This window comes from Sphingomonas sp. UNC305MFCol5.2, assembly GCF_000712135.1.
In the GTDB taxonomy this organism is placed as follows: Bacteria; Pseudomonadota; Alphaproteobacteria; order Sphingomonadales; family Sphingomonadaceae; genus Sphingomonas.
Genome location: NZ_JOOE01000001.1, coordinates 1,006,518 through 1,028,072 on the forward strand (window position 1 = coordinate 1,006,518; position 21,555 = coordinate 1,028,072).

Genomic DNA, 21,555 nt, shown 5'->3' on the forward strand with positions numbered 1-21,555 from the left:
TCAACGGGGGATTCATCATGATCAAGCTTGCCCATCTCACAGCGACGCTCGCCGGCGGCGCCGCATTGCTCGCCGCGCCCGGCGCGGCCGCGCAGGATACCGCCGCAGTGCCCTGCGAACTTCACATCTGGCCCGCCGAGCGGATGAACTCTACGACCACCGGATTGCTCGGCGGCCTCGTCGGAGCGGCGCTGAGCGCCAAGAAGGACGCCGGCAACAAGGCGCAACTCGCCAGCGCGCTGGACAGCCCTTCGCAGCTCGACGCACTGCAGGCGCTGGACCTTCAGGCATTGATCAATCTGAAGCCCGGCACCGTCGTAGTCCGTCACGAGACTCCGATCGAGCGCAAGACGATGAACAAGGTGAAGGCGCGGCGCTCGGATTCGACCGCGAATTGCTATTCCGAGCTGATCGTCGCCGACGTCTTCTACTCGAAGCATATCATGTACGGCCGCTCGCTGAAGACGCTGTTCATGCTCCGCGAGTTCGGCAACGATCAGAAGATCGATTATGAATATAAGGCGTGGGGCGGCAACGGCCTCAAGCTGTTCCCGCCCAAGGAAGGTGAGGATTCGATCGCCGCGCTCGATGAGCTGGTCGGTGTGTTCAAGCGCAATTTCGAGGAATATGCGCGCAACGCTCGCAAATCCATGACCACCAAAAAGCGCGCCTGAGGGTCGGCGGGGCGCTCCCGTCGCGGGCGCCCCGCAATCGGCTTAGGCGGTCACCCGCCGCGCGCTCAGTACCTTCACCGGCGCTTCCGGAACCTCGCCCTTGAAACTGCCCTGAAGCGTCTTGGTCGGCGAGGTCGGCGCGTCGAAGATCTTGAGGATCACGTCCATTCCCTCCGTGACGCGCGCGAAGGCGGCATAGCCGAGATTGTCGCCCGGGCGCGTCGGATCTGCATCGAACGAAGGCTGATCGCCGACCATGATCGTGAATTCGCCGCGCGCGCTGCCCGGCGCGAGCCGCGGCATCGAAAGCGTGCCGTCGAGATGCTTGATCCCGGTCTGGCTGGTCGGCTCGTGCTTGATCGGCGGCAGCATTTTCGCGGGCGCGTTCTGCACGCCCAGCTGGACGAAGCCGAAATGGTCCGCAACCTTCACGGTGCGGTAGAAAAGGATCCCGTCGAGCTTTTTCTGGTCGACATAACGCAGGAAGTTGCGCGCGGTGACCGGCGCCTTGTCGGCATAGATCTCGATCACCACTCGCCCCGCGCTCGTCTCCAGCACCACGCGCGGATTGGCCGCCGGCGCAGGCGTGACTTGCGCGAGGGAGGGCAACGCGAGGAAACAGAAGAGCATCAGGACCAGGTGGCGCATGGATTTCGTTGCCTCGCGACGAATTGTCCACATGCTAGGCCGAGATCACGCGAAAGCAACGCCGGGTCAGGCGTTGGCATACCAATAATTGTCGGCCTCGCCGCTATCTAGGCTCCGCTGGAACAAGATGCAGGCATTGTCGCCCCAATTGGTCGACGGGTTCCACCAGCTGTCGCCGTCGACGAATATCGACCGGGTGCCGTAATAGCCGTCCTGATTCTGGGGATTGCCGTAGGCGTCGCGAGTGACGTCGGACCAGAGGCGCACCCCGTCGGGAACAGTGAAGCCATGTTGCTTCAGGGCATCCGCGAAATAATCCGCACCGCCGCCGCCGACGTTTCCCCCGAAGTGATTCAGGGCGTCGATCAATTCGGGAATGGGCATGACGCTCCAGTTCCAGCAGCCGGTCTGCCAATGCACGGCACTTTCGAGCGGCGGCAGCCCGCCGTTGAAGGTGCTGACATCGTCACTGTCGCCGTGCTGGACCCATGCGCTGATGATCAGGCAGAACATCCTGACGCCGTCGGGCACGGTGGTGATCACCACATTGGGCGGCAGCGACTTGACCGGTGTCGAGACCGTCGAGACCGTCTTGTCGGTCGGATTCGCCCACTGGAAATTGTCCACCGCGTCGCGCATCCCGCGCAGCAAGCCGAGCTGGGCGGTGCGGTTGGTTTGCCAGTCGGCCAGCGTCCGCAGCGCTCCATCGTGATCCCCCTGGTCGTTGAGATATTCGACGCAGTGCATCACCGCTTGTGCCTGCTGGCTGTCGAGATAGGCCCAATGCTTCTGGATCGCGCCGGCGGCATCCGGGCCGAAGAATTCATAATGCGTGTGCACGACGCGATTCCAGGCCACCAGCACCGAAGTGGTGCCCGCCGCACCGGCCAGCGCGTTGTTCCAGGTGGCAGGCGCGTCGGCGATCGACTTGTCCATCTCGGCCCGGATCAGCTTCTTGGTATTGGCGATGCCGTCCGTATCGCCGGGGTCGCGGTCGGCGAGATCCTTGAACAGACCGCCCAGCGTTGCGTTCGTCGCGATCAGGTCGTCGAGCGGCTGCGCAACCACATCGTAATTCACCTGGGTGATGGCGCTGTCGAATGCGGTCCGAAACGCGTCGATCGTCGTCTGCAGCGTCGCGATGGCGGAGATGATCGCATCGAGCTGCGCGCTCATTTGCGCCTGGCTGTCGGTGGTGATCCCGGTCGCCGAAAGGAGCTGGCCGAAAGCGAAGCTCGCGACCGGCCCGACCACAGCCTCGGCAAGATTGCTGCCGATCGATTCCGCGGCGTCTTCCGCCTCCGCCAAAGCTGCCATCAAACCCCTCCCCCCGGTCTGCGCACATGCGCAGTCACGAAGATATGGGAACGGTGCCGAAATGAAAAGTGCTTCGCGGGGGCGAGTCCCGCGGAGCCCTAGCCCGCCAGCGCCTTCTTGAGCAGTTCGTTGACCACCGCGGGGTTGGCCTTGCCGCCCATCGCCTTCATCGTCTGGCCGACGAAGAAGCCGAACAGGGCCTCCTTGCCGCCGCGATACTGTTCGAGCTGGCCAGGATTCTTCGCCAGCACTTCAGCGATCACAGCCTCGATCGCGCCGGTGTCGCTGGTCTGCTTGAGTCCGCGATCCTCGACGATCTTCGGCGCGCTGTCGCCGGTCTCGAGCATGATCTCGAACACCTGCTTGGCGAGCGGTCCCGAGATCGTACCGTCGGCCACCAGTGCCAGCAATTCGGCGCCCTGCACCGGGCTCACCGGGCTCTCGCCAAGCTCCTTGCCGAGGCGATTGAGCGCCCCGTACAGGTCCGAGATCAGCCAGTTGGCCGCGGGCCGCGCGACTTCCTGCTCGCCTTTGGCCTGCACACGCGCCGATTCGGCCAGCAGCGCCTCGAACCAGCGCGCGGTCTCGGCATCGGCCGTCAGCACCGCGGCATTGTATGCGCTCAGCCCGAGATCGCTCTCGTAGCGGCGGCGCTTGGCGTCGGGCAGTTCGGGCAGGCTCGCCTTGCATGCGTCGAGGAACGCGTCGTCGAGCACCAACGGCAGCAGATCGGGATCGGGGAAATAGCGATAATCGTGTGCGTCTTCCTTCGAGCGCATCGAGCGCGTCTCGCCGCGATCGGGATCGAACAGCCGCGTCTCCTGGACGATCCGCCCCCCGCTCTCGAGCACTTCGACCTGACGACGCGCCTCATATTCGATCGCCGCCATCACGAAGCGTACCGAATTGACGTTCTTGGTCTCGGTCCGCGTGCCGAACTCGTCGCCCGGTTTGCGCACGCTGACATTGACGTCGGCGCGCATCGATCCTTCTTCCATATTGCCGTCGCACGAGCCGACGTACCTCAGAATCGAGCGCAGCTTCTTGACGTAAGCCCCCGCCTCGGCAGGCGAACGCATGTCCGGCCGGCTGACGATCTCCATCAGCGCGACGCCCGCGCGATTGAGATCGACATAGCTCCGCGTCGGATGCTGGTCGTGCATCAATTTGCCGGCATCCTGCTCGACATGGATGCGCTCGATCCCGATTTCCTTGGTGAAGGCCTCGGGGTCCTTCTCGTCGAGGCTGATCTCGATCCGCCCCTCACCGACGATCGGATGGTAGAGCTGGCTGATCTGATAGCCCTGCGGCAGATCGGCGTAGAAATAATTCTTCCGGTCGAACCGCGAATATTTGTTGATCACCGCGCCCAGCGCCATGCCGGTGCGCACCGCCTGGCGGATGCACTCCTTGTTGGGCGTAGGCAGCATGCCGGGCATCGCGGCGTCGATCAGCGACACCTGGCTGTTGGGCTCGGCACCGAACTCTGTGGCCGCGCCCGAGAAGAGCTTGGCGTTGGAGGTCACCTGCGCGTGCACCTCGAGGCCGATCACGACCTCCCATTCGCCGGTGTCGCCCTGAATGCGGTAACTAGTTTCGGTCATATCAACTTTCCCAGTGTTCCTGCGAAAGCAGGAACCCAGTGCCAAGCACCCCTAGGCTCCTGCTTTCGCAGGAGCACTGCAACACCTACCACCAGCTCTCCGGCCGTGCCGTGAACCCGGCACGCTGCTCGATCGCCAGCCCGGCGTCGAGTACGCCTTGCTCGTCGAGCGGCTTGCCGATGATCTGGAGGCCCAGCGGCAGCCCGCCTTTGTCGAGCCCGCCCGGCACGCTCATCGCCGGAAGCCCGGCAAGCGAGCTCGGCACGGTGAATACGTCGTTCAAGTACATCGCCAGCGGATCGGCCGATTTCTCGCCCAGCGCGAACGCGGCGCTCGGAGCGGTCGGCGTGAGCAGCAGGTCGCATTCCATCCATGCGTTCTCGAAGTCGCGCGCGATCAGCGTGCGGACCTTCTGCGCCTGGGTGTAATAAGCGTCGTAAAAGCCCGCCGAGAGCACATAGGTGCCGATCAGGATGCGGCGCTTGACCTCGTCGCCGAAGCCGGCGGCGCGGGTCGCGGCGTACATGTCCTGAAGATTCTGCCCCTCGGCCAGCTCGCGCAGGCCGTAACGGACACCGTCGTAGCGGGCGAGGTTGGACGAGGCTTCGGCCGGCGCGATGATGTAATAAGCCGGGAGTGCGTATTTGGTGTGCGGGAGCGACACCTCGACCACTTCGGCGCCGGCGTCCTTCACCCAGTCGATGCCCTGCTGCCATAGCGCCTCGATCTCGGGCGGCATGCCGTCGACGCGATATTCCCTGGGAATACCGATCTTCTTGCCGCGCAGGCTTCCCGAGAGGTTCGCCTCCCATTTCGGCACCGGCAATTCGAGCGACGTCGAATCCTTGGGATCGAACCCCGCCATGCTCTCGAGCAGGATCGCGCAATCCTGCACCGACCGCGCCATCGGCCCGGCCTGATCGAGCGACGAGGCGAACGCCACCACGCCCCAGCGCGAGCAGCGGCCATAGGTCGGCTTGATGCCGCTGATGCCGGTGAACGCCGCGGGTTGACGGATCGAGCCGCCGGTATCGGTACCCGTCGCGCCGGGCACCACCCGCGCAGCGATCGCCGCCGAACTGCCACCCGAGGAGCCGCCCGGCGCCAGCGGGGCATTGTCCCCGCCCCCGCGCCGCCACGGCGAGATCACGTTGCCGAAATAGCTGGTCTCGTTGGACGAGCCCATCGCGAACTGGTCCATGTTGAGCTTGCCGAGCATGCCCGCGCCGGCATCCCAAAGCCGCTGCGACACGGTCGATTCATAGACCGGCTTGAAGCCTTCGAGGATGTGGCTCGCGGCAGTGGTCTGCACGCCTTTGGTGGCGAACAGGTCCTTCATGCCGATCGGTACGCCGGCGAGCGGCTTGAGCGTCTCGCCCGCCGCGCGCGCGGCATCGGCTTCCTTGGCAGAGGCAATGGCGTGGTCCGGCGTTTCGACGATGAATGCGTTGAGCGCCTTGGCCTTGCTCACCTTGACCACGAACGCATCGGCGACTTCGCGCGCCGAGAAGGTCCCTGCACGGACGCCGTCGCGCAGCTGCGCGATCCCCAGATCGGTGATGTCGCTCATTCGACCACCTTCGGCACGGTGAAAAAGCCGTGCTCGCCCTGCGGCGCGTTCTGGAGGACGGCGTCGCGCTGCCGGCCCTCGGTGACTACGTCTTCGCGAAGCCGGAGCGTGTTGGGGATCACGGCGGTCATCGGCTCGACGGCCGACGTATCGACCTCGCCCAATTGCTCGATCCAGCCGAGGATGTTGTTGAGCTCTGGCGCAAGGCGCTCGGCATCGGCATCGCTGATCGCGATCCGGGCGAGGCTGGCCACCTTCTTCACGGTTGCAGTGTCTACGGACATGAGGGCGCGGCTAGCATCCGCGCCCCTGCCCTTCAAGCATTGCTATTCGAACGGATCGCCAACCGGCACGCCGCCGACATAGACCTGCCGGCGTGGCACTTCCCGGATCTCCACATTGCGCGCGGCATAGCCGGCCGCAATTGTCTTGAGGTCTTCCTCCGTCGCCGCCCGCGGGGCCGGCCCCTGCTTCCACCTGCCGTCTTCGAGATGATAACGGTCACCATTCCGGCAACCAAAACGCAAGAGCGGCGGGAGCGGCCCCTTGCCTCCTGCCGTCGCGGAGGGCGTCGGGGCCGGACCCGGCGCCGCAAAACAGGAGTCCGTGAACACGAGCGCTTCGGTTTCGCTGGTCAGCAGCACGCCGCATTTCTCCTGGCGCGTGCAATTATAGCTCTCCCCGATCGCGTCGAGCAGTCCCCCGGGAAGTGCGCGGCCCGGCTGCAGCGTCCGCGTGTTGGCAGCCACCTCGGTGCGTTTCCTGGTTTCCTCGCTGGCGTCCTTGACGTCCCAGCGCCGCTCGGCCTTGGCGACTTCGTTGGCGCGAGTCTTGATGGCCGGATTCGCCGATGTCTGCAGCTTCTTGAGTGCCGCCCGCCCCGGCGCGCCGAAGTCGAACGCCAGAGCGCGCCAATCAAATTGATCGGGCGTCACCTTGCCCGATTCGAGCCGAGCGAGCTGGTCACGCGTGGAGATCGCGTTGAAGCTCACCAGCGGCGTCGCCAGGACCAGCGCGACGCCGCACACCAAGAAGGCGAGCACCAGATTCATCGGCCGCACCCGCGCCGCCCAGTCGAGCCGTCCCAGCACCAGCGCCACCAGATAGGCCGCTCCCCACAGGCAGGCGAGCGCGACGAACACCACCGCCCATAGCCGTTCGGGCGTGAAGCCATATTGCCCGATACGCAGCCCGATCGCGACCGCCGCGAGCACCGCCAGCGGCAGCATCACTGCCGCCAGCCCCATCGCGCCGTAGCGCAGCAGCGGGAAGCGCCGCTCCTGATCGGGTGCGTTGCCGATCACTGCGTTGGCGAGGATCAGCGCGCCGACCACGCAGAACAGCAGGATCGGCGTGGTCGATTTGGTCGCCTCCCACAATGCGTTCAGTCCGGTGATGGGCAGCGCCAGGACGAACAGCACCAGCCCGACCGCGAGCACCGGCGCGAGCACCGCCAGCACCATCGCCACCACGCGCTGGAGCAGCCGCACCACGCCGTCATGCTCGCGCAGCAGCCCCAGCGCGGCGCCGAAGGCGAGCCCGATCAGCGAACGCCAAAACCAGTCCTTTTCGAGCAGCTCCTTGAGGAAATCGATCTTGATCAGGTCGAATAGCAGCGCCAGCAGCCACGCCAGCGCGAAGACGATCGCCACGAAGACCCAGCACGCGCACCACAGCACCACATTGGTCCAGGCATGATCGTGCACCGATTGATAGGGAAAGCGCCGCGTCCCCTCGTCGCGCGCCGCCTGGAACAAGGGCGCCGCGACCGCCACTGCGAGCAGCAGGCTGATCATCCGCCAGCCTTCGCCGACGCTCCAGTCCTCGGGCGTGCCGTTCCACGCCACCACCAGCGCGCCGACCAAGGCGAGCCCGACCGCGAACAGCAGCGACCACCACCATAGCCGCCGTTCGAGCGTGAAGCCGGTCAGCCCAGCCGCGAGCACCACGCCGGTCGCCGAACTGGCCTGCATCGTCGAAAGATTGTTGTGGAAGCCGGCGCCGATGATGAGATGCACCACGAATCCGGCAGCAAGCCCGATCCCCCCGAGGATCAGCGGCCGCATTGCCCAGCTAGCCTCCGTCATCGCTTCATCCCCCTGCATTGCCGATCTCCGTCCTGTTGAAGCGCGCGACTAGGCGGAAACCGGCCCCCGCGGCATGATCGAATGCTGAGCTTTTCCTGAGCATCGCCGATCCGTTCCCCCGGCCGGACCATTCTTCGGCTGCGGCCATCCGTCAACGCAGTTGCATCCTGCACAAGCGTGCGCCACGGGAACGCGATTGCAACGCCACCCGTTTATGTTGCATCGCACAATGGAGAGTGCGCTTGGCCCGGAAGTTCCTGTATGTCGTCGCAGTCCTGATCGTGCTCGCGCTCGCCGCCGCCTTTGCCTATCGCTTCTATGGCGTCCAGCTGATGCGCCAGTTCATGGTGCCGGCCGGCGATGCCGTCGCGCTGCCGCCGCCCGATCGCGCTGCCTATGCCCGCGCCGATATGTGGATCGCCCGCCCCGACAAGCCCGGCAATCCCGCGCTCTGGACTCCCGAAGGCTTCAAACCCGCGGAAAAGCCCGAGGCCGCGGTGTTCTTCGTCCACCCCACTTCGTTCCTCGACACCAAGACGTGGAATGCCCCGCTCGACAATATGGACGCCAACAACCGCGCCGCTCTGTTTCTGCGCGGTCAGGCGAGCGCGTTCAACTCGGTCGGCGAAATCTGGGCACCGCGCTACCGCCAGGCGACCTTCGGCGCCTTCCTCACCAGCAACGCAAGCGCGCAGCACGCGCTCGATTTCGCCTATCGCGACGTGCTCGCCGCGTTCGATCAGTTCGTGAAGGAGGCCGGCAACCGCCCGATCCTCCTCGCCGGCCACAGCCAGGGCGCGCTCCACCTCTCGCGCCTGCTCGTCGATCGCGTCGCCGGCACGCCCCTCGCGAAGCGCGTGATCGCCGCCTATGTCGTCGGCTGGCCGGTTTCGATCACTGCGGACCTGCCCAAAATGGGGCTCCCAGCCTGCTCGCGCCCCGACGAGACGGGCTGCATCCTCTCCTGGCAGAGCTTCGCCGAGCCCGCCGATCCCTCGCTGATCCTCGACACGTTCGATGCGACCACCGGCTTCACCGGCAAGCCCCGCGCGGGGACGTCGATGATCTGCATCAACCCGCTCACCGGCAAGCCCGGGGGTTCGGCCCCGGCGGAGGCCAATCTCGGCACGCTCATCCCGGATATGAGCTTCCAATCGGCACAACTCGTCACCGGACGCGTCCCTGCGCGTTGCGACGGCCGCGGCTTCGTCACGATCGGCCGCACGCCGCCCGATTTCGGCCAATATGTCCTGCCCGGCAACAATTACCATGTGTTCGACTACAGCCTGTTCTGGGCGAATGTCCGCCAGGATGCAGAGCGCCGGCTGGCGGCATTCAAGAAATGATCACCACCGCCTCCGCCGAGTTCCGTGCCGCGCTGCCTGCGGGCGGCCGCCTGATCGGGCTCGATGTCGGAACGAAGACGATCGGCACGGCATTGTGCGACGCCGGCTGGAGCTTCGCCAGCCCCGCTTCGCTCATCCGCCGCACCAAATTCACCAAGGACAAGGCGGCGCTCGCCGAACTGATCGGACAGCAGCACGTGAAGGGCCTCGTCATCGGCCTGCCGCTCAATCTCGACGGCAGCGACAGCCCGCGCACCCAATCGACCCGCGCCTTCGCGCGCAATCTCGACGATATGGGCTTCCCGATCCTGCTCTGGGACGAGCGCTGGTCCACCGTCGCGGTCGAGCGCACCCTGATCGAGCAAGATTTCAGCCGCGCCCGCCGCGCCGAGATGATCGACAATATGGCCGCGGCACATATCCTTCAGGCGGCCATCGACGCCTTGGTCAACGTCTGAACAATATTTGAATGTTGTCGGGCTGACCTTCCGGTAACTTTGCCGACGCGCGAAACTCATGTATAGGGAAGCCTTGGATCTGCGGGGGATGGTCCGATGCACAAGCAGCTTCTGACGGGCGCGATACTGCTCTTGCTGGCCGGCTGCAACGAAGCCCGCAGGGAAGCGCGCAACACCAGCGAAGACAATGTGATCGTCGCCAATGCGCAAGTCGCGGGCGAGATGATCTTCTGCCGTGAGATCAATCGCCGCACCACCCGCGAAGACTGCGAGGATCTGACCGCGACCGCCGCCGAGGCGAAGAAGGGCACCGCTGCGTTCAACGTGCCACCGATGACGCGGGGCAAGGCGACGATGATCGAGCTCGCTATCTCGCTCGAACCGCCCCCGATGGAGGATCCCGGTAGCGGCGGCGAGCCGGCGGTGAAGAACGCCTCGGACAACGCCACCGTCCCTGAGAATGCCAGCGCGACTCTCGAAACCCCGACGCCGTCGCCCGCGCCCAGTCGCATCGCCGCACGTCCCATCAGCAAGGGCCCCGCCCCCGCCGAGGTGGTCGACGCGCTCCCGGGCGAGACCGAGCAATATAGCCCGCTCGTCGGACGCGACATGCGCGCCGAACTGATCGGCCAAGGCTTCAAGATCGAGCCCAAGAGCCCGGCCTCGCAGGTACTACGGCCGGGGAGCACCACGAGCTGGGAGTGGGAAGTCACGCCGCTTCGTGGCACCAATTATGCGCTCGCAGTGAAGACCGCGGTCGAGGGCGTGATGGCCAATGGCGAGCGCGTCGTGCTCGGCAGCACGGTCGAGACGCGCACAGTAGACGTCAAGGTGGCGTGGTATGATCGCGTGCGCGACGGGCTGACCGAAGCGCCGACCTGGATCAAGCTCGTCACCGGCATATTGCTCGCGCTCGCCGCCCTGTTCGCGGCATGGTGGAAACTCGTCCGATCGGCGAAGGGCGAGAAGACTCCGGACGACGAGAAGGACGCTGACAAGGACGCTGGCAAGAATAAGCCGGACTGATCCGCGGCCGCGGCCGCTTGCCACTCCACGCATCCCGGTCTAGGCCGCAGCTTTAATGCAAGCTTCCGATCACAGCCCCGCGGCCCAGCTTCCCGGCCGCGCCGCCTTCCCGCACCGGCACCTCACCGGCATCGCGGGACTCCAGCCACACGAGATCGTCTTCCTGCTCGACGAGGCCGAGCAATGGGTCGAGGCGAACCGCACGCGTGCCAAGAGCGACAAGCGCCTCGAAGGCCTCACCCAGATCAATGCCTTCTTCGAGAATTCGACGCGGACCCTGCTCTCGTTCGAGATCGCCGGGAAACGGCTGGGCGCCGACGTCGTCAACATGCATGCCGCGCAAAGCTCGGTGAAAAAGGGCGAGACGCTGATCGATACCGCCGTGACGCTCAACGCGATGCGCGCCGACGTGATCGTCATCCGTCACATGAGCTCGGGCGCGGTCGACCTGATCGCCGAGAAGGTCGATTGTCCGGTGCTCAACGCCGGCGACGGCTGGCACGAGCATCCCACCCAGGCCCTGCTCGACGCACTCACCATCCGCCGTCGCCGGGGATCGGTCGCCGGCCAGCGCGTGGTGATCTGCGGCGACATCCTCCACAGCCGTGTCGCCCGCTCGAACATGCTGGCGCTCACCGCGCTCGCCGCCGAAGTCCGGGTCGTCGCACCCTCGACCTTGATGCCCGCCGCGATCGAGCGGATGTATGTCCAGCCTTTCACCGATTTCGACGCCGCGCTGGAAGGCGCCGACGTGGTCATGATGCTCCGCGTCCAGAACGAGCGGATGGCGGGCGGCTACATCCCCTCCACTCGCGAATTCCACATGCGCTACGGCCTCACGCCGGAGCGGCTGGCGCGCGCCAAACCCGATGCCCTGGTGATGCACCCGGGGCCGATGAACCGCGGCGTCGAGATCGAATCCTCGGTCGCCGATCACCCGGAGCGCAGCGCGATCACCGAGCAGGTCGAGATGGGCGTCGCCGTCCGCATGGCCTGTCTCGATGTGCTCACGCGCGGCGAGCGTGGCGTGGAGGGCTGGGCATGAAGACCGTTTTCCGCAATGCCCGGCTCGTCTGCCCCGTCGGCGGCGTCAGCACCGGCGATCTGCTGGTCGACGGCGAGACCATCGCCGCAACGGGCAGCCTCGAGGTCGCCGGCGACGCGCAGGTGATCGATCTCGCCGGCAAGACGCTCGCACCCGCATTGATCGATCTCGGCGTCTTCGCGGTCGACCGGGCCGCCTGCCGCGCCGGCGGCATAGCCCGCGTCGGGCTGATGCCCGATCAATCGCCGGTGCTCGACGATCCCGGCATCATCCGCCGGGCGGCGCTCTCGGGAAAGCCTGCGCTCTGGGTCCATCCGCTCGCCGCCGCGACGCGCGCCCTCGACGGCCAGGATCTCGGCGAGATGGCGATCAACGCCTCGGCGGGCGCGCGCGCCGTCGCCACCGGACGCGGCTGGATCGCCTCGTCGGCGACGATGCGCAAGGTGCTCGCCTACGCCCGCGACATCGGCCTGGTGGTGGTCGTGCATGCCGAAGATGGCGGCTTGACCGACGGCGCCGTCGCGACCGAGGGCGAGACCGCCACGCGCCACGGCCTCCCCGCCGCTCCCGCCATCGCCGAGGCGCTCGCCGTAGCGCGCGACCTGATGCTCGCCGAGGAGACCGGCGCGCGCATCCATTTCCGCCAGGTGACCACCGCCGCGGCGTTCGACCTGATCCGGGCCGCCAAGCGCCGGGGCGTCCGCGTCACGTGCGGCATCACCCCCGCGCATCTGTTGCTGTCGGACATCGCGATGAGCGATTTCCGGACCTTCGCGCGCCTCTCGCCCCCGCTGCGGGACGAAAGCGATCGCCAGGCGGCGCTTGCGGCAGTCAAGGACGGCACGATCGACGTGATCGCCTCGGGCCACGATCCCCGCGGCCCCGAAGCGAAGCGCCTGCCCTTCGTCGATGCCGAGCCCGGCATGTCGGGCGCGGAGACTCTGCTGGCGCTATCGCTGGGGCTGGTGCGCGACGGGCTGATCCCGATCGAGCGCCTGTTCGCATTGCTCGCCGCCAATCCCGCGAAGATTCTCGGGTTGAAGACCGGCACGCTCGAGCCCGGCGCCCCCGCCGACCTGATCGTCCTGGATTCCGGCGCGCCCTGGCAGATCGAGGCCGAGCGCATGGTCGCCCGCGCCGGCAACACCCCGTTTGATCGCCTGCCCGTCCAGGGCAAGGTGCTGAGCCTCTACAAGGGCGGGGCGCAGGTCGAATAGGAGGCGCGGATGTGGGGGCCCATCTTCGAGACGCTGTTCGATATTCTGCCCTGGAAGGTGCAGTTGGCATTGTTGGGCAGCTTCATACTGATCGTCGCCGTCGTCGTGTTCTGGATGACGCGCGCCTGACCTCTAACGAAAAAGGCCGGAGCGCGAGCCCCGGCCTTTCCGTGACGAAATCTGTTCGGCTCAGCGCGCGGCGACCTGCGCGCGACCGCCGCCCTTGACCCAGGCGGCGACGCTGTCGCCGGCGCCCATACGGACGAAACAGGGGCTGCCGCTCGCGCGCACCTGGCGACAGAGCGAGGCCGCACCGGCGCGGTCGAAGCCGCCGACCGAGAGGCGGTAGAAATTGCCCGCCGCGGTCGAGAACTTGACGCCCTGCGGAGTCTCGCCGCGAAGCGCGGGAACGCGGTTGGCGTGCCGCGCCCAGCCGTCGCGGGCGACTTCGGCGTTCTCATAAGCACCGAGCTGGACATAGTAATTGCCGGGCTTGGCCTTCGCCGCGGCGACGGGAGCCGCGACGGCAGGCGAAGCCTTGGCGACGCGAACCGGGGCCTTGGCGGCGACCGGCGCGGGCGCCCGCGCGGCGACGCGGATCTGCTGGACCACTTCGGCGCGCGGGCCGAACACCACCTGCGGGCCGGTTCCGGCAACCTGCTGCGGCTCGGGCTGCGCTTCCGGAGCGGGTGCGGCGGCGACTTCGACGGGTGCCTCGGCGACAGCCTGCTCCGCGCCCTGCGGCACACCGGGCATATAGGCATCGACGGGGTCGGCCGGAGCCACTGCCGCCACGGCGACATTGGGCTGCTGCGAAAGCGCTAGCGCGACCGGTTGGCCGCCGTCCCGCACCGGCACCACGTTCAACAGCGACGCGACCTGGTCATAAGCGTTGGTCGGTCGCGAGAAGCGCGCCCATTCCATCATCCGCGCCTGGAGCTTGTCCGGCGCGACGTCCATCGCCGCGATCTCGTTGGCCTGCTTCCAGCGGCCGGCGAGCGCAAGGCTCAGCGCGAGGTTCTGGCGGGTTTTGGCCGTGGCGGTCGCTTCGCGCGCCGCGGGGCCGAGAATGTCGATCGCAGTCACTGGATCGCCGGCCAGCGCGAAGGCGAGGCCACGATCGCTCGCGGGAATCTTGTCGCCACTGGTCTGCAGCGTCGTGCGCGCGCCCTGCCAATCGCCCTGCGCGATCTTGGCGAGGACGAGGTTGAGCGTCACGCGGCCATCGGCGGGATCGAGCGTCAGCGCGTCGGTAAGAGCCTGCGAGGCCGAAGTGAAGCGGCCTGCGAGCAGATAGGCCTGCCCCAGCAAGGCGCGATACTCGGCGCTGGTCGGATCGTTGGCCACCGCGGCTTCGGCGTGCTGGACGGCGTCGCCGCCCTTGCGCTTCGCGATCGCCTTTTCGGCCGCCTTCGCCTCCGCTTCCGCCTTCTTGACGTTGGCGCCCGCAGTCGCGAAGGCGGAGCTGGTGAAGCCCTGCGTCGCGATACCGGTCACGGCCACGCCGCCCAGCACGAGCGCCGAGAGGCCGAACTTGATCATCTTACGACTGTTCATGGTCATGTCCTTCACCCACGGTTCGCGGCGGGTTCGATCTGGCCGGCGAGAGCGTCGATGCCCTCGAGCGATTCGAGAAACTGGTCGAGCGCCTGCGTGACCAGCTGCTGCGCCGAGCGGCAGGTGATCGCCGATGCGAGGCGGAGCTTGAGATGGCGTTCCTGGTCGAGGCGCAGCGTGAACGCGGCCTTGGTCTTTTTCGAAGCGACTTCGCGCACCACCCGGGCGAGCGTGCCTTCCGGAACTTCGGGCGCGTGCTTGAGCACCGGCTCACGCTTCATCTTCCGGACGGGCACCTGAAGCGGCGCATAATCGGGCTCGGCCTCGGGCACGAATTCGGGTTCCGGCTCGGGCGCATAGACGGGCGCGGCGAGCTGCTCGTCGAGCGCCTCGATCTGGCGGAGCACGGCGGGCTTGGGTGCCTCGATCGCCTCGTCGAGCGGGGCGACATAGGGCACCTGCACCGGCGCGGGCTGGAAATCATGGCCCATGTCGTTCCAGCCGAGATCTTCCTGCGGACCCGTATTCATCTGCAGGAAGCCCTGCGGACGCATTGCCGGACGCGCCTGCCCCTTGCGGGCGAGGAGGCTGGAGGAGAGCGAAGCGAGGGGTTTGGAGGTGCCGATCATCGCCGCCTCCCTCAGCCGACCACGCGGCGGCCGAAGCCACCTGCGCGAGGCGCCTGGCCGAACTGGCTCGGCTGCGCCGGCGCCGCGAACACGGTGCGGCGGAAATTCTTCTCGAGCCGGTCGTAGATATAGGCCCACAGCCCGGCGACCTCGCCCGCGGATTTGCCGCGCGGGTCGGTTTCCATGACGGTGCGGCCGTCGATCATCGATGCCGCGAAATCGGTGCGGTGATGAAGCGTGATCGGCGCGACGGTGCCGTGCTGCGACAGCGCGACCGCGGCTTCCGAAGTGATCCGCGCCTTGGGCGTCGCGGCGTTGACCACGAAGATCAGCGGCTTGCCGGCGCGCTCGCACAGATCGACCGTGGCGCCGACGGCGCGCAGATCGTGGGGCGACGGACGCGTCGGGATGACGATCAGCTCGGCGACTTGGATCACGCTCTGGATCGCCATGGTGATGGCGGGCGGCGTGTCGATCACGGCGAGACGGAAGCCCTGCTGGCGGAGAACCTCGAGATCCGCCTGGAGCCGCGCGACGGTGGTCTGGGCGAACGCCGGATACTCCGTGTCGCGCTCGTTCCACCAGTCGGAGAGCGAACCCTGCGGGTCGATATCGATGAGAACGACGGGCCCGTGGCCGGCCAGCTGTGCCTGCACCGCAAGGTGACCGGACAGCGTGGTCTTCCCCGACCCACCCTTCTGCGATGCCATCGCTAGAACGCGCATGAACCCCCTCGGAAACTCGATAAGTGCAGAGTGCCTGATGCCATGGGGGTAGATAAGAAGCAGTTAACGCGTGTCGCCTTGGCACGCGTCCTGGTTTCCATGTCGGTAAGGATATCTTTGCCTGCCGCGCGTTAAGTGGCATTCATCTCTTTTCGTGGGGTGGTGGAGCGTGCTCGGAATGAAGTCTCTGTGGATGGCCGCCGTCGCGGGTGCCCTGCTGCTGGTGGCCCCGGCCTGTGCGCAGGAAGACCCGGTCAAGGCCGGCGTCGACGCTTATGAGCGCGGCGATTATCGCACCGCGGTCGATAAATGGCGCCCCGCCGCGGACAAGGGCAATGCCGACGCGCAGTTCAACATGGGCCAGGCCTATAAGCTCGGCCGCGGCGTCGCGGTCGACCTCAAACAGGCCGAGGCCTGGTATCGCAAGGCCGCGCTCCAGGGCCATGAACAGGCCGAGGGCTATTACGGCCTCGCATTGTTCGAGAACGGCAAGCGCGCCGATGCGGTCCCCTGGCTCCAGCGTGCAGTGAGCCGCGGCGATGCGCGCGCGCAATACATCCTCGGCATCATGCTGTTCAACGGCGATGGCGTCGGGAAGGATTGGGTCCGCGCTTATGCACTGATGGTCCGCGCCTCCTCGACCGGCCTCGACGCGGCGGTCAAGGCGCGCGCGCAGATGGACCAATATATGCCGCTGGGCGATCGCCAGCAGGGCCTCGTGCTCGCGCGCAAATACGAAGATGAATTCAACAAGGGCGGCCGCCCGCTCCCGCCGGTCGAGGTTGCGGAGAATGTGCGTCCCGCTCCGCTCGCGGTCACGCGCCCCGAGCCGCCCACGGCCACACGCCCTGCGCCACGCCCGACGCAACCCGCACCCGCTTCAGTACGCGCGACCCCTGCTCCCGCGCAGGACGGCGGCTGGCGCGTCCAGCTCGGCGCGTTCGGCGATCCAGGCAACGCGCGGAAACTCTGGAGCCAGGTGAGCGGGCGCTTCCCCGGCCGCCAGCCTTATTACGTAAAGGCGGGCGCGTTGACCAAGCTCCTCGTCGGCCCCTTCGCCTCGCGCGCGGCCGCCGCCGGTGCCTGCGGCAGCGTCAAGCCCTGCGTTCCCGTGGCGCGCTGACCGGAAGGGAAATCACTTCGCGGCCGCAACAAAACTCGCATGAGGTGCGTTTCGCGCCCATGATCAAAGCCCTGTTGGCCATCGCTGCCACTCCCGCGCTTCTCTTCGCCTCCGGCGTAGCCGCCCAGAATGCTCCCGAGGAACCGGCGCCCGCGCCGGAGGCTCGCACAGACAAGGAGCCGATCAGGGCGCGTCTCGCGCTGGGCCCGCAGCTGCAGCCACGCTTTCCCGGTTCGAACGAAGTGTTCCTGCTTCCGTTCGTCGACGTCTCGATCACGCGCGGCGACAGGCCATTCGAATATGAAGCGGCTGATCAGAGTGTCTCTTCCTCGCTGATCAAGGGTACGGGATTTGCGTTCGGCCCCGCAATCCAGCTCGAGGGAAGCCGAAGGCGCAAGGAGACCGATCTTCCGGTCGACGAAGTGGGGACGAGCATCGAGGCGGGCGGCTTCGTCGACGTCTGGCTGGGTTCTTCGATCCGCGCGCGCGGCGAGCTGCGCAAAGGCGTGACCGGCCATAAGGGCCTGGTGAGCGACGTGATGCTCGATTACGTCGCGCGCGACGGCGACAAATGGCTGTTCTCGGTCGGGCCGCGCTTCACGCTCGCCGATCGCAAATACCAGCAGGCCTATTTCGGCGTGAACCCCGCGGCGAGCGCGCGGACCGGCCTCCCCGTATACGCCCCTGACGGCGGCGTGCATTCGTTCGGCGCCGCCGCCACGACGCTCTACCAGCTGGATCGGCACTGGGGGCTCTACGGTTATGCCAAATACGACCGCCTCGTCGCCGACGCCGCCGACTCCCCGATCGTCCGAACGATCGGCTCGCGGAACCAGTTTTCGGGCGGTGTGGCGCTGACCTTCACTTTCGACACCGGGATCCACCGCTGAAGCGAGGAGGTTCGACATGGAAACAATGGAACTGCACCGCGGTCGGCTGATCGACCATATCCAGCTGGTCGTTGCCGACCTCGCCGCCAGCCGCCGTTTCTACGAAGCCGTGTTCGACGTGCTCGGCGTGCCCATCGGCGGCGAGGCCGACGACTATTTCTGGGCTGACGAGCTGTTCGTCTCGTCCGCCGACAGCGAAGCCGCGCAGGGCAAGCTCACCGGCCGCCACCACCTCGCCTTCCAGGCGAAGGACAACACAATGGTCGAAGCGTTCCACTGCGCCGGCCTCGCCGCCGGTGGCACTGACAACGGCCCGCCTGGCGAACGCCCCTATCACCCGGGCTATTACGCCGCCTTCCTGCTCGATCCCGACGGCAACAATATAGAGGCGGTGTTCCATGGGCCCCATGAGCGCAGCGGTGGATCGGTGAAAATCACCTTCGAGGGGTGAGACTGACGCACCAGGCAATACCGACCGGGTGCACTCTCGGTCACGTTTCCGCACCTTGAAGATTGTGATATATCGTTCCGCATCGAGCCCCCTGGAGAGTCGATCCGACTGCAGGGAAAGGAGCGAGCCGATGTCGCCACCTATCGACGAAACCAAACTTCACGCTTTCGTGGGAAAGATGCTGAACGATCTCGGCGGCGCGATGAGCGTACCGACCGTTCGCGTGGGTCTCCGGCTGGGATTGTTCGATGCACTGGACAATGCGCCCGCCACCGCCTCCGAACTCGCACAAAGAGCGGGCGGGCTTCACCAACGCTATGTGCGCGAATGGGCGCTTGCCCAGGCGGCGAACGGCTATGTCGATTTTGATCCGGTCACGGACCGGTTCAGCCTGTCGCCCGAACAGGCCATGGTGTTCGCGAACCGGGAAAGTCCGGTCTACCTTGCCGGCGCATTCGAGCTTGTGGCGGCGATGATCGAGGCCGAAGCGAAGGTCGAGGAGTGTTTCCGGCAAGGCACAGGAGTACGGTGGGGCGATCACGCCGGCTGCCTGTTCTGCGCGACGGGAGCATTCTTCCGGCCTGGCTACGTCAACAACATCGTACAGAACTGGATTCCCGCGCTCGACGGTATCGAGGAACGGCTTCGCACCGGTGCCAAAACAGCCGATGTCGGTTGCGGGGTGGGTTTTTCGACATTGCTGATGGCCGAGGCGTATCCCGAGAGCCAGTTCGTGGGCTTCGATTTCCACGAACCTTCGATCGAAGAGGCGCGACGCCATGCCGAACGACATGGTCTCGGCGATCGCGTGCGCTTCGAAGTAGCCAAGGCGAAGGAAATCGCCGAGGACGGCTTTGATCTGGTCACGATGTATGATTGCCTGCACGATATGGGCGATCCACGCGGATGCGCCGCGCATATGCGCCGAATTCTCGCACCGGACGGCGTTTGGATGATCGTCGAGCCGATCGCCGGTGATGTGCCGGCCGACAATATGAATCCGGTCGGGCGGCTATACTATAATGCCTCGACGATGATCTGCGTGCCTACCTCGCTCGATCAGGAGGTTGGCGAAGCTCTCGGCGCGCAGGCAGGGGAAGCCAGGCTTAGCCGGATCATCGAGGAGGGTGGTTTCGAGACCGTCCGGCGCGCGACGGAGGGTCCCTTCAACATGGTGCTGGAGGCACGCTGATCTCGCAGCACCTATGCGATCCGCTCAGCTGGTCACCCAATCCTTCGCAATCTCTTGCGCTTAAAGCAACGCCATCAGGTCATTATGATCGATCCGCGCGCCCGGGCACGACCTCGCCTTCCGGGCGAAGGACAAGACGATGGTCGAGGCGTTTCACCTATCACCCCGGCCATTACGCCGCCTTCCTGCCCGACCCCGACGGCAACAATATCGAGGCGGTGTTCCACGGACCGCAAGAGCGGAGCAGTGAATCGGTAAGATCCGGTTCGAGATGCGAACCCATTGAACACGGCGCGGGGGTTGAGCCGTGATATTGTAACCGGTTTCATTGTACGGCATGTTTCGGTTCCGAATCGGATAGGGGAAACATGCATGCGCTTGCGGTTCTGGATCCTGGCGCTTGGGATCACTTGCCTCGCCTCGCCCGTTCAGGCGCAGCCCCGCGACGCCGAATTCACCGCCCGCCTGCATCGCATCGCAGTCCAGCTCGGGCTGCCGGGCTTCAGCGCCGCCGTCGTGCGAGACGGTAAGATCGTCTATCGCCATCAGGAAGGCGTTACGGACCGCGGCTCAAGTGCGCCGATTATGCCCAACTCGTTGTTCGGCATCGCCTCGGTCACCAAGTCCATGACCGGGATCATCCTCAGCCAGCTGGAGGCGGAGGGAAAGATCCGGCTGGAGGATCCGCTGCTCGCTTATCCGCTCAACACCGGCTGGCATCCCCCGGAAGGCGTTGGCGATCCCAACATCACGCTCGGCGATGTGCTCAGCATGAGCTCGGGTGGGCGCCCGGGCGAGACCTATGTCTATAACGGCGCCCGCTTCAATCTCCTGTCGGGCCTTTTCGACAAGATCAGCGCCACGGCTTCGCCGCAAAGCTATGTGGTGCAGAACCGTCAGCGGATCCTGACCCCGCTCGGCATGACCGACACGATGACAGGATACCAGAAGGACAATCCGCTCGCGCCCCGTGCCGTCAGGCGCTACCAGGCCGAAAGCTCCCCGAGGGGCTGGAACTATATCGAGCGGCCTTACGACTGGGACGCAGCCTATCCTGCCTCGGGACTGATCTCGACGATCGACGACCTGGCCAAATATGCCGCCGCGCTCGATCGCAACACGCTGATCGGCCAAGCCGCCTATGATCGCCTGACGACGCCGCGGAACGGGCATCCTTACGGCTATGGCTGGTTCACGCAGGTGAGCGCGGGGACGCGCCTGCATTGGGTCTTCGGCTATGGCCAGGCCGAGTCCGCACTGTTCCTGCGGGTGCCGGACAGGAAGCTGACTTTCATTTTCCTCGCCAATGCGGACACGCCGTCCGCGCTGGCGCAGCTCGATTATGCAGACGTGTTGCGTCAGCCTTTCGGCCTGGCATTCTTCGATAGCTGGGTGATGGGCGGCAAGGCGATCGACTTCGATCGGCCGATGGCAGAGGTTGCACGCGCCATCGGCGCGAAGCCGGCGCCGATGGCGGTGGAGCAGTTGCTCGACGAGGCGCTGCTCCAGGCGTTTCGGGGACGCATGACCGGCGAGGGTGGCGATCGCGCAGTCGCCCTGAGCGAGCTCCTGTTGCAGGTGGCGCCCGAACGGTTCGCGCAGCCCGACGTCTACATGCTGCGGCTTTTGTCGGACGTCACCTCGCCTCGGCTGACACCGACGGCGCGCCAGTTGCTCGCACGTTTCGATCTCGACGCCGACCGCCGTCCCGTGACGCCATTGTGGAGCGGCGAGGTATTGGAGAAGCTGGGAGACCGGGAAGGCGCGATGAAGCTGTACGCGTTGTCGTGCGATCGGGATGGTTTCGACGACGAACCGATGAAGGCGCAGGCCTGCGAACGGCTTGCCGCTTACGAGCTGAAGGCGGGACAGCTCGAAGCCGGGCGGCGGCATTTGTGGCATTCGGCACGCATCTCGCGCCTCGCCAACGACGGCGGTGAATTCGACCGCAAGCTCGCCATCCTCGCGGGAGCCGCCTCGAAACGCTGAGGCGACG

The 21,555-nt window shown here is 66.2% G+C and carries 20 protein-coding genes; 11 read left to right on the plus strand and 9 right to left on the minus strand.

Annotation, left to right across the window (positions count from 1 at the left end):
• The first annotated feature begins 17 nt into the window (after window positions 1-17).
• Window positions 18-674, plus strand: coding sequence for a hypothetical protein (locus BR78_RS0104860; protein ID WP_029935308.1), 657 nt, complete (start codon window positions 18-20; stop codon window positions 672-674).
• A 42-nt stretch (window positions 675-716) separates the two neighbouring features.
• Here BR78_RS0104860 and BR78_RS0104865 read toward each other — a convergent pair whose 3' ends face one another.
• The 6 genes from BR78_RS0104865 to BR78_RS0104890 all read right to left on the minus strand — a co-directional run bounded on the left by BR78_RS0104865 (window position 717) and on the right by BR78_RS0104890 (window position 7,900).
• A complete protein-coding gene (locus BR78_RS0104865) occupies window positions 717-1,322 on the minus strand; it encodes a peptidylprolyl isomerase (protein WP_029935310.1) in 606 nt (201 codons plus the stop codon).
• Between the two features lie 66 nt (window positions 1,323-1,388).
• Window positions 1,389-2,639, minus strand: a complete 1,251-nt coding sequence (locus BR78_RS0104870) for a hypothetical protein (RefSeq protein WP_029935312.1) — start codon at window positions 2,637-2,639, stop codon at window positions 1,389-1,391.
• Between the two features lie 98 nt (window positions 2,640-2,737).
• Entirely contained in the window at window positions 2,738-4,243 is a 1,506-nt protein-coding gene (gatB, locus tag BR78_RS0104875) for an Asp-tRNA(Asn)/Glu-tRNA(Gln) amidotransferase subunit GatB (RefSeq protein WP_029935314.1), read from the minus strand.
• Between the two features lie 85 nt (window positions 4,244-4,328).
• On the minus strand, window positions 4,329-5,813 hold the full coding sequence (gene gatA, locus BR78_RS0104880) for an Asp-tRNA(Asn)/Glu-tRNA(Gln) amidotransferase subunit GatA (RefSeq protein ID WP_029935316.1): 1,485 nt from the start codon (window positions 5,811-5,813) through the stop codon (window positions 4,329-4,331).
• Window positions 5,810-6,097 (minus strand): Asp-tRNA(Asn)/Glu-tRNA(Gln) amidotransferase subunit GatC, encoded by a 288-nt coding sequence (gatC, locus tag BR78_RS0104885; RefSeq protein ID WP_029935318.1) that lies wholly within the window; start codon window positions 6,095-6,097, stop codon window positions 5,810-5,812. Before gatC ends, gatA begins: the two co-directional genes overlap by 4 nt.
• Window positions 6,098-6,139: 42 nt before the next feature.
• On the minus strand, window positions 6,140-7,900 hold the full coding sequence (locus BR78_RS0104890) for a DUF4153 domain-containing protein (RefSeq protein WP_231478156.1): 1,761 nt from the start codon (window positions 7,898-7,900) through the stop codon (window positions 6,140-6,142).
• 242 nt (window positions 7,901-8,142) lie between these two features.
• On the opposite strand from BR78_RS0104890, the gene BR78_RS0104895 reads away from it, so the two are divergent.
• The 5 genes from BR78_RS0104895 (at window position 8,143) to BR78_RS0104915 (ending at window position 12,992) form a co-directional block, all read left to right on the plus strand.
• Window positions 8,143-9,246 (plus strand): DUF3089 domain-containing protein, encoded by a 1,104-nt coding sequence (locus tag BR78_RS0104895; protein ID WP_029935321.1) that lies wholly within the window; start codon window positions 8,143-8,145, stop codon window positions 9,244-9,246.
• Window positions 9,243-9,704, plus strand: a complete 462-nt coding sequence (ruvX, locus tag BR78_RS0104900; RefSeq protein WP_029935324.1) for a Holliday junction resolvase RuvX — start codon at window positions 9,243-9,245, stop codon at window positions 9,702-9,704. The genes BR78_RS0104895 and ruvX overlap by 4 nt, the downstream gene beginning before the upstream one ends.
• A gap of 96 nt (window positions 9,705-9,800) precedes the next feature.
• Entirely contained in the window at window positions 9,801-10,730 is a 930-nt protein-coding gene (locus tag BR78_RS0104905) for a hypothetical protein (protein WP_029935326.1), read from the plus strand.
• Window positions 10,731-10,785: 55 nt separating this feature from the next.
• Window positions 10,786-11,775: an aspartate carbamoyltransferase catalytic subunit gene (locus BR78_RS0104910; RefSeq protein ID WP_025494777.1), complete on the plus strand. Its 990-nt coding sequence runs from the start codon at window positions 10,786-10,788 to the stop codon at window positions 11,773-11,775.
• A complete protein-coding gene (locus BR78_RS0104915) occupies window positions 11,772-12,992 on the plus strand; it encodes a dihydroorotase (RefSeq protein ID WP_029935328.1) in 1,221 nt (406 codons plus the stop codon). The genes BR78_RS0104910 and BR78_RS0104915 overlap by 4 nt, the downstream gene beginning before the upstream one ends.
• A gap of 189 nt (window positions 12,993-13,181) precedes the next feature.
• Here the strand turns inward: BR78_RS0104915 and BR78_RS0104925 are convergent, their stop codons facing one another.
• From BR78_RS0104925 to BR78_RS0104935, 3 genes are read right to left on the minus strand one after another with little or no spacing between them, the layout of a single operon-like run.
• Entirely contained in the window at window positions 13,182-14,549 is a 1,368-nt protein-coding gene (locus tag BR78_RS0104925; protein WP_029935331.1) for an SPOR domain-containing protein, read from the minus strand.
• 11 nt (window positions 14,550-14,560) lie between these two features.
• Window positions 14,561-15,178 carry a hypothetical protein gene (locus BR78_RS0104930; protein ID WP_029935333.1) on the minus strand — a complete coding sequence of 206 codons (618 nt, stop codon included), beginning with the start codon at window positions 15,176-15,178 and terminating at the stop codon, window positions 14,561-14,563.
• A gap of 11 nt (window positions 15,179-15,189) precedes the next feature.
• Window positions 15,190-15,903, minus strand: a complete 714-nt coding sequence (locus BR78_RS0104935) for a ParA family protein (RefSeq protein ID WP_025494771.1) — start codon at window positions 15,901-15,903, stop codon at window positions 15,190-15,192.
• Between the two features lie 178 nt (window positions 15,904-16,081).
• On the opposite strand from BR78_RS0104935, the gene BR78_RS0104940 reads away from it, so the two are divergent.
• The 5 genes from BR78_RS0104940 to BR78_RS0104960 all read left to right on the plus strand — a co-directional run bounded on the left by BR78_RS0104940 (window position 16,082) and on the right by BR78_RS0104960 (window position 21,548).
• The gene (locus BR78_RS0104940; RefSeq protein ID WP_029935335.1) at window positions 16,082-17,026 is read left to right on the plus strand and encodes an SPOR domain-containing protein; all 945 of its coding nucleotides are present in this window, start codon (window positions 16,082-16,084) and stop codon (window positions 17,024-17,026) included.
• 59 nt (window positions 17,027-17,085) lie between these two features.
• Window positions 17,086-17,916: a MipA/OmpV family protein gene (locus BR78_RS20830; protein ID WP_156022221.1), complete on the plus strand. Its 831-nt coding sequence runs from the start codon at window positions 17,086-17,088 to the stop codon at window positions 17,914-17,916.
• Between the two features lie 16 nt (window positions 17,917-17,932).
• Complete coding sequence (locus BR78_RS0104950; RefSeq protein ID WP_029728700.1) at window positions 17,933-18,367, plus strand: VOC family protein; 435 nt, start codon at window positions 17,933-17,935, stop codon at window positions 18,365-18,367.
• 28 nt (window positions 18,368-18,395) lie between these two features.
• Window positions 18,396-19,559, plus strand: a complete 1,164-nt coding sequence (locus BR78_RS0104955; RefSeq protein WP_231478157.1) for a class I SAM-dependent methyltransferase — start codon at window positions 18,396-18,398, stop codon at window positions 19,557-19,559.
• A 372-nt stretch (window positions 19,560-19,931) separates the two neighbouring features.
• Window positions 19,932-21,548, plus strand: a complete 1,617-nt coding sequence (locus BR78_RS0104960) for a serine hydrolase domain-containing protein (RefSeq protein WP_029728698.1) — start codon at window positions 19,932-19,934, stop codon at window positions 21,546-21,548.
• Window positions 21,549-21,555: the final 7 nt, after the last annotated feature.